This window comes from Pseudomonas sp., assembly GCF_030698175.1.
In the GTDB taxonomy this organism is placed as follows: Bacteria; Pseudomonadota; Gammaproteobacteria; order Pseudomonadales; family Pseudomonadaceae; genus Aquipseudomonas.
In genome coordinates this window covers 1-13,767 of the sequence record NZ_JAUYNT010000021.1, presented here as the reverse complement: position 1 = coordinate 13,767, position 13,767 = coordinate 1, and the positions used below count along the sequence as shown (strand labels likewise).

At 61.2% G+C, this 13,767-nt stretch carries 12 protein-coding genes; 7 read left to right on the top strand and 5 right to left on the bottom strand.

Going from position 1 to position 13,767, the window contains the following annotated elements; all coding sequences use genetic code 11:
• Positions 1-31: 31 nt before the first annotated feature.
• From alr to Q8R10_RS10865, 3 genes are all read left to right on the top strand, one after another.
• Positions 32-1,120 (top strand): alanine racemase, encoded by a 1,089-nt coding sequence (alr, locus tag Q8R10_RS10875; protein ID WP_305653669.1) that lies wholly within the window; start codon positions 32-34, stop codon positions 1,118-1,120.
• Between the two features lie 100 nt (positions 1,121-1,220).
• Positions 1,221-1,769, top strand: coding sequence for a cupin domain-containing protein (locus Q8R10_RS10870; RefSeq protein WP_305653668.1), 549 nt, complete (start codon positions 1,221-1,223; stop codon positions 1,767-1,769).
• A 132-nt stretch (positions 1,770-1,901) separates the two neighbouring features.
• The gene (locus Q8R10_RS10865; protein WP_305653666.1) at positions 1,902-2,345 is read left to right on the top strand and encodes a cytochrome c5 family protein; all 444 of its coding nucleotides are present in this window, start codon (positions 1,902-1,904) and stop codon (positions 2,343-2,345) included.
• A 60-nt stretch (positions 2,346-2,405) separates the two neighbouring features.
• Here the strand turns inward: Q8R10_RS10865 and Q8R10_RS10860 are convergent, their stop codons facing one another.
• Together Q8R10_RS10860 and rep are read right to left on the bottom strand one after the other, a co-directional pair.
• Positions 2,406-2,978 (bottom strand): xanthine phosphoribosyltransferase, encoded by a 573-nt coding sequence (locus Q8R10_RS10860; RefSeq protein WP_305653664.1) that lies wholly within the window; start codon positions 2,976-2,978, stop codon positions 2,406-2,408.
• Between the two features lie 88 nt (positions 2,979-3,066).
• The gene (gene rep / locus Q8R10_RS10855) at positions 3,067-5,076 is read right to left on the bottom strand and encodes a DNA helicase Rep (RefSeq protein WP_305653662.1); all 2,010 of its coding nucleotides are present in this window, start codon (positions 5,074-5,076) and stop codon (positions 3,067-3,069) included.
• Between the two features lie 272 nt (positions 5,077-5,348).
• Here rep and Q8R10_RS10850 point away from each other — a divergent pair, with 272 nt between their 5' ends.
• A complete protein-coding gene (locus Q8R10_RS10850) occupies positions 5,349-7,019 on the top strand; it encodes a bifunctional diguanylate cyclase/phosphodiesterase (protein WP_305653660.1) in 1,671 nt (556 codons plus the stop codon).
• Positions 7,020-7,189: 170 nt separating this feature from the next.
• Here Q8R10_RS10850 and Q8R10_RS10845 read toward each other — a convergent pair whose 3' ends face one another.
• Positions 7,190-8,578: a NorM family multidrug efflux MATE transporter gene (locus Q8R10_RS10845; RefSeq protein ID WP_305653658.1), complete on the bottom strand. Its 1,389-nt coding sequence runs from the start codon at positions 8,576-8,578 to the stop codon at positions 7,190-7,192.
• Between the two features lie 127 nt (positions 8,579-8,705).
• On the opposite strand from Q8R10_RS10845, the gene Q8R10_RS10840 reads away from it, so the two are divergent.
• Complete coding sequence (locus Q8R10_RS10840) at positions 8,706-9,629, top strand: LysR substrate-binding domain-containing protein (RefSeq protein ID WP_305653656.1); 924 nt, start codon at positions 8,706-8,708, stop codon at positions 9,627-9,629.
• Between the two features lie 2 nt (positions 9,630-9,631).
• On the opposite strand, the gene Q8R10_RS10835 is transcribed toward Q8R10_RS10840, so the two are convergent.
• Together Q8R10_RS10835 and Q8R10_RS10830 are read right to left on the bottom strand one after the other, a co-directional pair.
• Positions 9,632-11,125 carry a YifB family Mg chelatase-like AAA ATPase gene (locus Q8R10_RS10835; protein WP_305653654.1) on the bottom strand — a complete coding sequence of 498 codons (1,494 nt, stop codon included), beginning with the start codon at positions 11,123-11,125 and terminating at the stop codon, positions 9,632-9,634.
• Between the two features lie 39 nt (positions 11,126-11,164).
• Complete coding sequence (locus Q8R10_RS10830) at positions 11,165-11,437, bottom strand: accessory factor UbiK family protein (RefSeq protein WP_305653652.1); 273 nt, start codon at positions 11,435-11,437, stop codon at positions 11,165-11,167.
• 452 nt (positions 11,438-11,889) lie between these two features.
• Here Q8R10_RS10830 and glnK point away from each other — a divergent pair, with 452 nt between their 5' ends.
• Both glnK and Q8R10_RS10820 read left to right on the top strand, forming a co-directional pair.
• Positions 11,890-12,228 (top strand): P-II family nitrogen regulator, encoded by a 339-nt coding sequence (glnK, locus tag Q8R10_RS10825; RefSeq protein WP_021700071.1) that lies wholly within the window; start codon positions 11,890-11,892, stop codon positions 12,226-12,228.
• A gap of 39 nt (positions 12,229-12,267) precedes the next feature.
• A complete protein-coding gene (locus Q8R10_RS10820; protein ID WP_305653650.1) occupies positions 12,268-13,596 on the top strand; it encodes an ammonium transporter in 1,329 nt (442 codons plus the stop codon).
• Positions 13,597-13,767: the final 171 nt, after the last annotated feature.

Sequence of the window (13,767 nt, the reverse complement as noted above, 5' to 3'; positions counted from 1 at the left end):
TCATTAATTAATCCGATAGAAGCCCATTCCCATGCGTCCCGCCCGCGCGTTAATTGATCTGCAAGCCCTGCGTCACAACTATCAACTCGCCCGCAGCGCCAGTGGCAGCAAGGCCTTGGCGGTGGTTAAGGCCGATGCCTATGGGCATGGCGCCTTGCCTTGTGCGCTGGCGTTGGCGGCTGAGGCCGATGGCTTTGCCGTGGCCTGCATCGAGGAGGCGCTGGAGTTGCGTTACGGCGCCATCGCCAAGCCTATTCTGTTGCTGGAAGGCTTTTTTGAAGCGGCAGAACTTGATCTGATCGACCAGCACGGCCTCTGGTGTGTGGTGCATTCGCTGTGGCAGGTCGAGGCGATTGAACGCGCGCAGTTGCGCCGGCCATTAACGGTGTGGCTGAAACTCGACTCCGGCATGCACCGGGTCGGCCTTTCGCCTGCCGAATATCAGGCGGCCTATCGGCGCCTGCAGGCCTGTGGCCAGGTCGGGAAAATTGTCTTGATGAGCCATTTTGCCCGCGCCGATGAGCTCGATTGCCCACGCACCACCGAGCAGTTAGCGCTGTTTAATGCCGCCCGGCAAGGCCTGGCTGGCGAGATCAGCCTGCGCAACTCGCCGGCCATTCTCGGTTGGCCCCAGGTGGTATCGGCTGAGCCTGCCAGCGATTGGGTGCGCCCCGGCATCATGCTCTACGGCGCCACGCCGTTCGGCGAGCCGCAAGCCTTGGCCGCGCAACTGCAGCCGGTAATGACCCTGGAATCGAAAATCATCAGCGTGCGTGAACTGGCCGCTGGCGAGCCGGTCGGTTATGCCGCCAGCTTCGTCACCGAGCGGCCGAGCCGGGTCGGGGTGGTGGCCATGGGGTATGCCGACGGTTATCCACGGCATGCGCCCACCGGCACGCCGGTCAGTATTGATGGCGTGGTTGGGCGCTTGATCGGCCGGGTGTCGATGGACATGCTCTGCGTCGATTTGACCGATTTACCCGCCGCCGGGCTCGGCAGCCGGGTCGAGTTGTGGGGCAAGCAAGTGCTCGCCAGCGAAGTGGCGGCGCGGGCACAGACCATTCCCTATCAGCTTTTTTGCAATTTACGTCGGGTGCCACGCGTCTATTGCGGGCGTTAATCGGCAGCTGGGTGGAATCCTCATCTGATGTGTTGTAAATACTGAACACTGTTGCCATGATAGCGGCACTTTTCGCTCTCGCTATAGAGGTACTCCAACATTGGACGTCGGTGTTCGACTGCAGACCATTCGCAAGCTCAAGGGCCTTTCCCAGCGTGAACTCGCCAAACGGGCAGGGGTTACCAATAGCACTATCTCGATGATTGAGAAAAACAGCGTCAGCCCCTCGATCAGTTCGCTGAAGAAAGTACTCGGCGGCATTCCAATGTCGATGGTCGAGTTTTTTGCCAGCGAATCAGACGACGGTGATGCCGTGCAGATCGTCTACAAAGCCGATGAATTGCTGGAGCTGTCCAGCGGTGCGGTGAGCATGAAGCTGGTCGGCAAAGGGCATCAGGTGCGGGCCTTGTCGTTTCTCGATGAAACCTATCCGCCAGCCGCCGATACCGGTGCCGAGATGCTCAATCACATTGGCGAAGAAGCCGGTGTCTTGGTTGAGGGCCGGCTAGAGCTGACTGTGGGCAGCGAGGTGTTTATCCTCGAGCCGGGCGACAGCTACTACTTCGAAAGCAGCAAGCCCCATCGCTTTCGCAATCCGTTCGACCAGCCCGCGCGGCTGATCAGCGCCACTACCCCAGCAAACTTCTAAGACAGGACACCTGCCCCCGAAATAACCCTGCGACACTTTGGGTTGTTTCGGCGCGCAGGGCTTATCGCTATACTGCTCAAGCTCGCGCATACCGTGGTCGCGGGCCTGACTAGCCACGACGAGGGTGTACGCGTGAACCTGATCAAAAAAATTCTGACTGCACAAGTTGCTGTTTTGGCCCTGTGGGCAGTGAGCGCGCAGACCGTTACCGCTGCAACTGTGTCGCCGCAAGAAGCGGCCATTGCCGAGCGGATCAAGCCGGTTGGCCAAGTCTGCATCACCGGTGAAGAGTGCAAAGGCGTAGGCGCTGTTGCCGTTGCTGCTGCAGGCCCGGCGCTGACGGGTGCCGAAGTCGTGACCAAATACTGTGGCGCTTGCCACACCTCCGGCGTTTTGGGTGCTCCGAAAGTGGGTGACGGCGCGGCCTGGAAGACCCGTGCCGGGGCTAAGGGTGGCGTTGATGGCTTGCTCAAATCCGCCATTGCCGGCATCAATGCTATGCCGCCCAAAGGCTCCTGCGCTACTTGCTCGGATGACGAGTTGAAAGGTGCCATCGTGCAAATGTCTGGCCTGTAAGTTAAGCCGGAATGAAAAAACCGCCCTCGGGCGGTTTTTTTTGGCTGCCAACTTTTGCCGCTAGTCGATAAAGCTCACCTGCCCATTGGCCAGCGAGCTGATGCGCGCCAGTGATTCGACGCGAAAGCCCAGGGCATCCAGTTCGGCGCGGCCGCGCTGGAAGGACTTTTCAATCACTACGCCGATCCCGGCAATGCTGGCGCCGGATTGTTCAATCAGGTCGATCAAGGCCTTGGCGGCGTGACCGTTGGCGAGAAAATCATCGATGACCAGCACGTGATCGGCCGCCGTCAGGTGCTTGGCGGAGATGGCGATGGTGCTCTCGGTTTGCTTGGTGAAGGAGAACACCGTGGAGGTCAGCAGGTTTTCACTCATGGTGATGGACTGGTACTTGCGCGCAAAAATCACCGGCACGCCCAGCTCCAAACCGGCCATCACCGCCGGGGCAATGCCCGAGGCTTCGATGGTGACAATCTTGGTGATGCCTTGGTCGCGAAAACGCAGGGCAAATTCATGACCGATTTGCTGCATCAGGCGCGGGTCGATCTGGTGATTGAGGAAGGCGTCGACCTTGAGTACTTGCTCAGAGAGCACGCTGCCTTCGTCGCGAATCTTTTGTTGCAGTGCTTGCATGGGCTTGCCCTCTGTTTGGCAGTGGTTCATTGCAGATGATGGATCAATTCTGTGTTTTGTCGTTTTTGCCGGTTCGGTAATGCAGCCATTACCTGTTCAGTAGCGCGCGAATATCTGCCAGGGCGTTATTGCCGCGGGCGGCTTTGACCTCGACCGGTGCGTCTTCATGGCCTTCCCATTCCAGCTCATCCTGCGGTAGTTCGTCGAGAAAGCGGCTGTGGGTGCACTCGATGATTTCGCCGTATTGCTTGCGCTTGGCGGCGAAGGTCATGGCCAGGTTCTGCCGCGCGCGGGTGATGCCGACATAGGCCAGGCGGCGTTCTTCCTCAACCGTATCGGCCTCGATGCTGGAGCGGTGCGGGAGAATTTCCTCCTCCATGCCGAGGATAAACACGTAGGGGAATTCCAGACCCTTGGAGGCATGCAGGGTCATCATCTGCACGCCGTCGGCGCCGTCTTCTTCTTCCTGCTGGCGTTCAAGCATGTCGCGCAGCACCAGTTTGCCGATGGCGTCCTCGATGGTCATGCCACCGTCTTCGTCTTTATCCAGGGTGTTTTTCAGCGCCTCGATCAGGAACCAGACGTTGCCCATCCGGGCATCGGCGACCTTGTCGTTGGAGGCGTTCTGCCGTAGCCAATTTTCGTAGTCGATGTCCATCACCATGCTGCGCAGCACGGCAATCGGTTCGCTCTGGGCGCACTGCTGACGGATGCCGTCCATCCAGCGCTTGAAGCGTTGCAGGCGTTCGCCGTAGCGGCTGTCGAGGTGCTCGCCGAGGCCGACTTCGTCGCTGGCGTTGTACATTGAGGTCTTGCGCTCGGTGGCATAGTTGCCGAGTTTTTCCAGGGTGGTGGAGCCGATTTCGCGGCGCGGCACGTTGATCACCCGCAAGAAGGCGTTGTCGTCATCGGGGTTAACCAGCAGGCGAAAGTAGCCCATCAGGTCTTTGACTTCTTGGCGGGCGAAGAAGCTGGTGCCGCCTGACAGCCGATAGGGAATCTGGTGGTGCTGCAGCTTCATCTCCATCAGTTTGGCTTGGTAGTTGCCGCGATAGAGGATGGCGAAATCGCTGTAGGGCCGGTCGGTTTTCAAATGCAGGGTGAGGATTTCCATCGCCACCCGCTCGCACTCGGCGTCCTCGTTGCGGCAACGAATCACCCGGATCGCATCGCCGTGGCCCATCTCGCTCCAGAGTTTTTTCTCGAAGGCGTGGGGGTTGTTGGCGATCAGGGTGTTGGCGCATTTGAGGATGCGGCTGGTGGAGCGGTAGTTCTGCTCGAGCATCACCACTTTCAACGACGGGTAGTCGTCTTTTAGCAGCATCAGGTTTTCCGGCCGCGCGCCGCGCCAGGCGTAGATCGATTGGTCATCATCGCCGACCACGGTGAGCTGATTGCGCGAACCGACCAGCAGCTTGACCAGCAGATACTGGCTGGCGTTGGTGTCCTGGTATTCGTCCACCAGCAGGTAGCGCACCTTGTTCTGCCATTTCTCCAGAATGTCGGTGTGCTCCTGGAACAGCTTCACCGGCAGCAGAATCAGGTCGTCGAAATCCACCGCGTTGTAAGCCTTGAGCGTGCGCTGGTAGTGCAGGTAAACGATGGCGGCGGTTTGCTCTTTGGGGTTGCGCGCCTGCTCCAGGGCCTCAGTGGGCATGATCAAGTCGTTCTTCCAGGAGCCGATGATGTTCTTGATCTCATCGACGCCGTCGTCACCGGCGTACTCTTTTTGCATCAGGTCGCTGAGCAGGGCCTTGACGTCGGTCTCATCGAAAATCGAGAAACCCGGCTTGTAACCCAGCCGCGCGTATTCCTTGCGGATGATGTTCATCCCCAGATTGTGAAAGGTCGACACCGTCAGACCGCGCGCTTCCGGGCCTTTGAGCAGGCTGCCGACCCGCTCTTTCATCTCGCGCGCCGCCTTGTTGGTAAAGGTCATGGCCAGAATGTGCTGGGCGCGCATGCCACAGTGCTGCACCAGGTAGGCGATTTTGCGGGTGATCACGCTGGTCTTGCCGGAGCCGGCACCGGCGAGCACCAACAGTGGGCCATTGATGTAGTGGACGGCTTCTTGCTGCCTGGGATTGAGGCGCGACATCGACGAAAGGCCCAGCGGAGGAGGGCGGGCATTTTAGCAGGGTCGAGGCGCTAGCAGTGACCGCTGGGAAGCTCGGCTGGCTTGCGCAGAATGTGTGGTGTTCGGCGCTTGCGGCGATTAAGTACGCATGTGCCGGGTCTCGGCGGTTGCCGAGGCCCACGCTTTCGCGCAAGCTAATCGGCGCAGCACAGGGACGCGCGCACAAAATGACGCCGATAACGGCGCAGGTGGCAGCCAATACCACCACTATTTTTTGACCCTCGGGGGGTTGTTTGTCCGCGCATGTCGATCTGCAATTAGTCCTGCTGACTGAGTCCGCCGAGTGGGCGCAACCTTTGCGCGATGCTTTGGCGCAACTCGCTAGCCCGTCGCGACTGATTACTGCCCCCTCGTGGGAGGCCGCCTGCAGCCTGTTTGATCAGCCCCATCAGGGCCTGTTGCTTTGTACTCCTGAGTGTTTGCCGGCGCTGGGGCATTGCCCGCTACCGACCGTATTGCTGCTGGAGGCCGAGCCCGAGCTGGCCCCGGCCGGGGTCTGTGACTGGCTGGTGCGCAGCACCTTAACGGCGGCGGTATTGCGCCGCTGCATGCGCTACGCCGGGGAAAACGCCAAATTAAAAAGCACCCTGCAGCGCCTGGCGGAGCACGACCCACTGACCGGCATCGCCAATCGCCAGGGTTTTCAGACCTTGCTCAGCGTGCAGCTCAGCGAGTTCTGCGGCAGCGGGCTGGCGCTGGCGCATCTGGATTTAGATAACTTTCGTCACGCCAACGACGCCCTTGGTTATCAGGCCGGTGATCGCCTGCTGCTGCAAGTAGTGGCGCGTTTGCGCGAGCAACTGGAAGCTTGCGATCATCTGGCCCGCTTGGGTGGCGACGAATTTGCTCTGCTGCTGGACGTACGCCTGGATCCGCAGCGGGCTGAGCGGCTGCTTGAGCGCGTGACCCAAGCCCTGGCCGAGCCTTATTGGGTGGATGGCGAGAGCTTGCTGATTGGCGCCAGCATCGGCTTGGCCTTTGCCAGTGCCGAGGTCGGTGCCGACGCCTTGATGTGGCATGCGCATATCGCCATGCAACAAGCCAAACTCAGCGTGGGCTGCAGTTTTAGCCTATTTGATCCGCGCAATAGTCGCAGCGAGCAGAGTCGCGCCGAGCTGGAAAGCCAATTGCGCCGGGCCTTGCGCCGCGATGAGCTGGAGCTGCATTACCAGCCGCGGTTGTGCCTGCACACGGGAGAGGTGCTCGGGCTGGAAGCCTTGGTGCGTTGGCAGCACAGCCAGCATGGCTTGCTCGGCCCGGATGAATTTATCCCGCTGGCGGAAGAAACCGGGCTGATAGTGCCGCTCGGTTACTGGGTGATTTCCCGTGCGCTGCGTGACATGCAGTGGCTGCGTGGTCGTGGCCTGCCGCCGCTGCATATGGCGATCAATCTGTCGTTTCGCCAGTTCCAGGACAGCCTGCTGCTGCCGACCCTCAGCCGACTGATTGCCGAGCGCGGCGTCGAGGCGCAGTGGCTGGAGTTTGAACTGACCGAAACCGCGGTGATGCGCCGCATCGATCAGGTGCAACAAACCATGCAGGCGCTGGGCGAGCTGGGCGTGCGCTTCTCGTTGGATGACTTTGGCACCGGCTTCTCGTCTTTTGTGCACCTGCACAGCCTGCCGATCACCCTGCTGAAAATCGACAAGAGCTTCGTCGCCGGCATGGGTGCGCAACCGCAGAGTTATCAGCTGGTGCAGGCGATGATCAACCTTGCCCATAACCTGCATCTGCAAGTGGTTGCCGAGGGTGTCGAAAGCCCCGAGCAGCTGGCCCTGCTGCGCCAATTTGGCTGCGACCAGGTGCAGGGTTACCTAATCAGCAAGGCGCTGCCGCTCAACGAGCTGGCGCGCTTTCTGGTGTTCGGCCAGCGCCAGCCTTTGCTGACCAAGTTGTCGCTGTAATCGCCCCGAGTTGATTGTCGAGTCGTAGGATGGGTTGAGCGCAGCGATACCCATGCTGTGCGCAAGACCTTCAAGATCCAATCGATGGGTTACGCCGCTGCGCGGCTAACCCATCCTACGAACTCGCCGCGCAGTCAGTGCGCCGCGTAACCACCGAGCGGTTTCAGTCTTTATAGCTGCAGTGCTGGGCTACGAGCTACAGGCTCAGGCCGCAACAGCCGCGCGGTCTTCCATTCGAAACTCAAGGTCAGGCCGAATGCGGCGGTGGCCAGGCCAATCGCCAAGCCCCACCACACCCCCTGAGCGCCCCAGCCGAAGGTAAAGGCCAACAGCCACGCCGCCGGCGCGCCAATCCCCCAGTAGCAAATCAGGCCCACTAGCAAGGTGGTCTTGGCGTCTTTCAGGCCGCGAATGGCGCCCATGGCGATGGTTTGCAGACCGTCGAACAGCTCAAACCAGGCGGCGATGGCCAGCAGGCTGACGGCCAGCTCAATCACCGGGCGATTGGCGCTGTCGGCAGCATCGAGAAACAGGCCAATCACCCAATGCGGCGCCAGCCAGAACAGCAGCGCAAAGCCGAGCATACAGGCGGCGCCCAGGCCGATGGCCAAGCGCCCGGTCTGCCGGGCGGCCTGCCAACGTTGCGCGCCAAAGTGCTGGCCGATGCGCAAACTGGCGGCATAGGACAGCCCCACCGGGATCATAAACACCACATACACCGCCTGCAGGGCGATCTGGTGGGCGGCCAGCTCGGTGCTGCCGAGCGCGCCCATGCACAGCGCGGCGATAAAAAACAGGCTCGACTCGACCACATAGGTGCCGCCAATCGGCAGGCCCAAACGCAGGTTTTCCCGCAGGGCCGAAAGCGGCGTGCCGAGCAAGCCGCGCAGCAGTGGCCAGGGCTGGTAGAAGCTGTGCCAGCGGATATACAGCGCCAGCAGCACGGCCATGGCATTCATCACCACGGCAGTGACCAGACCAATGCCGGCCAGGCCGATTTGCGGCAGGCCAAACAGGCCTTTGATCAGCCCGTAGTTGAGGACGAAGTTAGCCAACGCCCCGCCAACGCTGATTGCCAGTACCGGGCCGGGCCGGCCCAGGGCGCAGGTAAAACCGCGCAAGGCCATAAATAACAGATAGCCGGGCAAGGCAAAAATCAGCGTCTGCAAAAAACTCATGGCGCCAACAATGTTGACCTCTTGCTGGCCGGCTAGGCGCAGCCAAGGTGTGGCTTGCCACAGCAGCAGGCCGGCGATCAGGGCCAGAATCACCGCAATCCAGATCCCTGCCTGGGTCATGCTGCGCACCCCTTGCGCGTCGCCGGCGCCATGCCGGATCGCCACCAAGTTGCCGACCGCCGCCATCACCCCGACGCAAAAAATCGACACCAGGTTGTAACTGGCCGCGCCCAAGGCGCCGGCAGCCAGCTGGGCCGGTCCGAGCAGGCCCATCATCACCGTGTCGGTAAACACCATCAACACATGGGCCAGTTGCGCCGCGATCAGTGGGCCGGCCAGCCGCAGGAGCGCGGAAAGTTCGTGACGCAGGTTGCTAGACATAATTACAAGTCATCAGTTGTGCGCGCCTGGGGCTGTCCTGGCGCTGGCAATAGTGGCTATTCTGGGCGCGGTAAAGGTCACGCCACAAAAGGATAAAAGCCATGCCAGTAATGAGTTTTACTCATCTATGAGCCGTCTCGCACCGCTCTATGCGCTGCGCGCTTTCGAGGCCGCTGCCCGTCATCTGTCCTATACCCGCGCTGCCCATGAGCTGGCGATCACCCAAAGTGCGGTCAGCCGGCATGTGCGTACCCTGGAGACCGATTTTGGCTGTCGGTTGTTCGAGCGTGCCGGGCGTGGCTTGCGCCTGACTGAGTCCGGCCGGTTGCTGCTACCCGGTTTGCAGCAAGGCTTCAGCGCCCTGCAAGCGGCCTGTGCCAGCCTGCGCAGTGATGAAGGCGCGCTGCGCTTGAAGGCGCCCTCGACCCTGACCATGCGCTGGTTATTGGCGCGGCTGTCGCGGTTTCGTCTGCAGCACCCGGACATCGAGGTGCAGCTGACGGCTGCTTGGATGGATGTCGATAGAGTCGACTTTGAGCGCGAACCCTTCGACTGCGCGGTGCTGCTCAATGACGGTACTTTCCCGGCGGAGTGGGAGCACGTCACCTTGTTCGAGGAATGGCTGATTCCGGTTTGCGCACCTGAGGCCGTGACCGACGGCGCTTGGGATGTGGCGCGCCTGCAGGCCTCCGAGCAGCTGCACCCGACCCCGGATCGTCGCGACTGGCGCCAGTGGTTGCAGGCCATGGGCCTGAGCGAGCAGGTGCCGCTGAAAAGCGGCCAGGTGTTCGACATGCTGGAGCTGGGCATAGTCGCCGCCGCCCGTGGTTACGGGGTATCGATTGGCGATTTACTGCTGGTCGCCGAGGACGTCGAGCAAGGCCGGCTGGCCCTGCCCTGGCCGACGGCAGTGTACAGCGGTTGCAACTACTCGCTGGTGTGGCCCAAAGCGCGCCGTGGCCAGCAGCGCTTCGAGCGGCTGCGCGACTACCTGCTGGCCGATATTGCCGGGCTGCGCTTGCCGGCGGTGCAGCGGCTCGGGCCTAGTTAAGCTCAAGCCTGGGTGCTGGGGCGATACTGCAGGGCCTCGGCCAGCTGCGCACGGCCGATCTGTTCCAGGGCTTCCAGATCGGCCAGGGTACGCGCCACTTTCAGCACCCGATGGGCGGCGCGCAGCGACAGACCGAGGCGTTCGCAGGCGGTTTCCAGCCAGTCTTGATCATGGCGCTCAAGGACGCAGTGCTGGCGCAATTGCTTGAGGTCGAGAAAGGCATTGGCGCAGCCTTGCCGATCGTTTTGCAGTTGCCGGGCGGCGGCCACCTGACTGGCGGCTGCCGCGCTGCTATCACTGCTGGGCGGCGCATTGAGGGCCGTAGCCTCGCGGGCGACGTGCAGGTGCAGGTCGATGCGATCCAGCAGCGGCCCAGAGAGCTTGCCGCGATAACGCTGCACCTGCTCGCTGCTGCAGCGACAACGGCCACTGGGGTCGCCGAGGTAGCCGCAGGGGCAGGGATTCATCGCCGCCACCAGTTGGAAGCGCGCGGGGAAACGCACCTTGTCGCGGGCGCGGGCAATCACTATCTCGCCGCTTTCCAGGGGTTCACGCAGCACCTCCAGTACCTTGCGATCAAACTCGGGCAATTCATCCAAAAATAAAATGCCGTGGTGAGCCAGGGTGATCTCGCCCGGCTGTGGCCGGCTGCCGCCACCGACCAGTGCCGGACCCGAGGCCGAGTGATGGGGGTGTCTGAATGGTCGCTGCGGCCAGGCATCCAGCGGCGCGTAACTGGCCACCGAATGAATCGCCGCGACTTCCAGGGCTTCCTGTTCATTCAGTGGCGGCAATAAGCCTGGCAGACGGCTGGCCAGTAGGGTTTTGCCGGTGCCGGGCGGGCCGGAGAAAAGTAAATTGTGGGCGCCGGCCGCGGCAATAATTAAGGCCCGTTTGGCCGCGCTCTGGCCCTGCACTTCGGCCAGGTCCGGGTAGGGCCGCACGATGCGCAGCAGGCCGACGGGCTGATAGGGCTGCAGCGGTGTCCGGCCATTCAGGTGCGCCGCCAGCTCCAGCAGGTGTTCGACGGCCAGCACTTGCAGGCCCGAGGCCAGGCAGGCTTCTTCGGCGTTGGCGCGCGGCACCACTAAGGTGCGCCCGGCTGCGCGGGCGGCCAAGGCGGCGGGCAACACGCCTTGAATCGGTCGCAGGGCGCCGGACAGCGCCAACTCGCCAAGGCATTCGAGGTTGGCCAAGGCCGCGGCCGGTACCTGCTCGCTGGCGGCCAGAATGCCCAAAGCAATTGCCAGGTCGAAGCGGCCGCCATCTTTGGGCAAGTCGGCCGGGGCCAGATTGAGGGTGATGCGCCGCGCGGGGAAGTCGAAGCCGCAATTGAGGATGGCACTGCGCACCCGATCCTTGCTCTCTTTCACCGCCGCTTCCGGCAGCCCCACCAAGGCCAGGGAGGGCAGGCCGTTGGCCAGATGGGCTTCGACGGTAACCGCCGGAGCCTCGATGCCGACTTGAGCGCGGCTGTGGACGATAGCTAGAGACATGATCGCTCCTTGATCAGGTCGTCCGCGTCGATCAGTTGATCAGTCGGCGGGCGAGCTTTGCGCTGAGTCTAGCTGGGCTTGCAGTTCGGCCACTTTAGTTTCCAGGGCTTCCAGGCGCGAGCGGGTACGGGCTAAGACCACCATCTGGCTGTCGAACTCATCGCGGCTGACCAGGTCGAGTTTGCTGAAAGCGCTTTGCAGCAGCACTTTAAATTGCGCTTCGAATTCGCTGCGCGGCAGTGGGCCATCGCTGCTGAACAGGCGCGCCGCTTGTGCGCCAATAACGTCGAGCAGGGCTTTGGGTGGCAGCATATTGTGGCTCCATAACAGTCGTGCGCCAGTGTAACACGCAGCCTTTAGGCTGATCCCAAGGGTCTTTTGCCGTTTCATTCGCGGCAACGCGGCTCGCGATGAAACGGCAACGGCTGCACGCTTTTCGCGCAGGCACCGAGGCGGCTGTGCACTATTGTTGTGCGTAGGCTTTCCTTGTGGGGCCAGAGCAACCCCCGGTTTAGCCGCTCACTGGCTCAAAAAAGCCGCTTTAGCGAAATTGGCAAGCTTTCTGCTTAGTCCCTTTCGAGGCCTGCACCGATGCCGTTGGTGTGTGCCGGGCAAGGCTCATTAAGGTTTTTGCCGGCTGCGCCAACCAGGTGCACAACAACGCACGCACAAGCGGGCTTTGGCGTTACAAAGCCAGAGACTGCGCTTAGACTTGTGACGGGTTCGAACCTGGGGCAAGTCCATCAATATCAGGAGAAAGTCAGATGAAATTAGTTACCGCCATCATCAAGCCATTCAAATTGGACGACGTCCGCGAATCGCTGTCGGAAATCGGCGTGCAGGGCATCACCGTCACTGAAGTTAAAGGCTTCGGTCGCCAGAAGGGTCACACCGAGCTGTACCGTGGCGCTGAATACGTGGTCGACTTTCTGCCTAAGGTGAAAATCGACGTGGCGATTGCTGATGACCAGCTCGACCGCGTGATTGAAGCCATCACCAAGGCGGCCAACACCGGCAAGATCGGCGACGGCAAGATCTTCGTGGTTAACCTGGAACAAGCCATTCGCATCCGTACCGGCGAAACCGGCACCGACGCCGTTTAAAACCGTAGCCCCGAACCCTACGCCCCAGGAGATACACTTATGACGCTACGTAAGGTTGCAGGGCTTGGCGCCCTGTTGTCCCTCGTCACCCCAGGCTTGGCCATGGCGGATGAGGTTGTACTGAACTCCGGTGACACCTCGTGGATGCTGATCTCCAGCATTCTAGTGTTGTTGATGACCATTCCTGGCCTGGCGCTGTTTTACGGCGGCATGGTGCGCTCGAAAAACGTGCTGTCGGTGATGATGCAATGCTTTGCCATCACCGGCCTGATCAGCATTCTGTGGGTCGTTTACGGCTACAGCATCGCGTTCGACACCATTGGTATGGAAGCACAGGTGACTAACCTGAATTCCTTCGTCGGCGGTTTGTCCAAGGCCTTCTTGAGCGGCATCACCCCAGCTAGCCTGACGATGACCGTACCGGAAAGCGTGTTTGTGATGTTCCAGATGACCTTCGCCATCATCACTCCGGCGCTGATCGTCGGTGCCTTCGCCGAGCGCATGAAGTTCTCCGCCATGCTGATCTTCATGGGCGTGTGGTTCACCCTGGTCTACGCGCCAATAGCGCACATGGTCTGGTCCGGTGCTGGTGGTTTTCTGTGGGACATGGGCGTAATCGACTTCGCCGGCGGCACTGTAGTGCACATCAATGCCGGTGTGGCTGGCCTGGTGGCGTGCTTGGTCCTGGGCAAGCGTAAAGGCTTTCCAACCACCTCGATGGCACCCCACAACCTGGGTTACACCCTGGTTGGCGCGGCCATGTTGTGGGTCGGCTGGTTCGGCTTCAACGCCGGTTCCGCAGTGGCCGCCAACGGCACTGCCGGTATGGCCATGCTGGTTACTCAAATCGCTACCGCTGCCGCAGCCCTGGGCTGGATGTTCGCCGAGTGGCTGACCCACGGTAAGCCAAGCGCCCTGGGCATCGCCTCCGGTGTAGTGGCGGGCCTGGTGGCCATCACTCCGGCTGCCGGTACCTGTGGCCCGATGGGCGCCATCGTGATCGGCCTGTCGTCTGGGGTGATCTGCTTCTTCTGCGCCACTAGCCTCAAGCGCAAGCTGGGCTACGACGATTCGCTGGACGCATTCGGCGTACACGGTATCGGCGGTATCGTCGGTGCTTTGCTGACCGGCGTGTTCGCGGCGCCGGCTTTGGGTGGCTTTGGCGCAATGTTCTCGGAGGAAAACACTATCCTCGATCAGTTCATTACCCAGGCTAAGGGCGTTGGCTTCACCGTGCTCTACACCGCTATCGTGACCTACGTAATCCTCAAGCTGATTGACTTGGTCATGGGCCTGCGGGTTACTGAAGAAGAAGAAACCGTTGGTCTCGACCTGGCTCTGCACAACGAGCGCGGCTACAACCTGTAAGCTTTTACGCAACAAAAAAACGCCCGGATTTCAGACTGTGTGAAAACCTGGCGGTCTGAGCTGGAGATGTAGAAAATGCCCATATCGTGAGATATGGGCATTTTTGGTTATGCATTACATCCAAGGCGAGGCGCGCAATCAGGACAGTTTGTTTCCGGTATCACTGGACGA

Excerpts from the sequence above, each read along its gene's own strand:
- alr (WP_305653669.1), top strand. The coding sequence starts at position 32 with ATGCGTCCCGCCCGCGCGTTAATTGATCTGCAAGCCCTGCGTCACAAC.
- Q8R10_RS10860 (WP_305653664.1), bottom strand. The coding sequence starts at position 2,978 with ATGCAAGCACTGCAACAAAAGATTCGCGACGAAGGCAGCGTGCTCTCT.
- rep (WP_305653662.1), bottom strand. The coding sequence starts at position 5,076 with ATGTCGCGCCTCAATCCCAGGCAGCAAGAAGCCGTCCACTACATCAAT.
- Q8R10_RS10845 (WP_305653658.1), bottom strand. The coding sequence starts at position 8,578 with ATGTCTAGCAACCTGCGTCACGAACTTTCCGCGCTCCTGCGGCTGGCC.
- Q8R10_RS10840 (WP_305653656.1), top strand. The coding sequence starts at position 8,706 with ATGAGCCGTCTCGCACCGCTCTATGCGCTGCGCGCTTTCGAGGCCGCT.
- Q8R10_RS10835 (WP_305653654.1), bottom strand. The coding sequence starts at position 11,125 with ATGTCTCTAGCTATCGTCCACAGCCGCGCTCAAGTCGGCATCGAGGCT.
- Q8R10_RS10830 (WP_305653652.1), bottom strand. The coding sequence starts at position 11,437 with ATGCTGCCACCCAAAGCCCTGCTCGACGTTATTGGCGCACAAGCGGCG.
- glnK (WP_021700071.1), top strand. The coding sequence starts at position 11,890 with ATGAAATTAGTTACCGCCATCATCAAGCCATTCAAATTGGACGACGTC.
- Q8R10_RS10820 (WP_305653650.1), top strand. The coding sequence starts at position 12,268 with ATGACGCTACGTAAGGTTGCAGGGCTTGGCGCCCTGTTGTCCCTCGTC.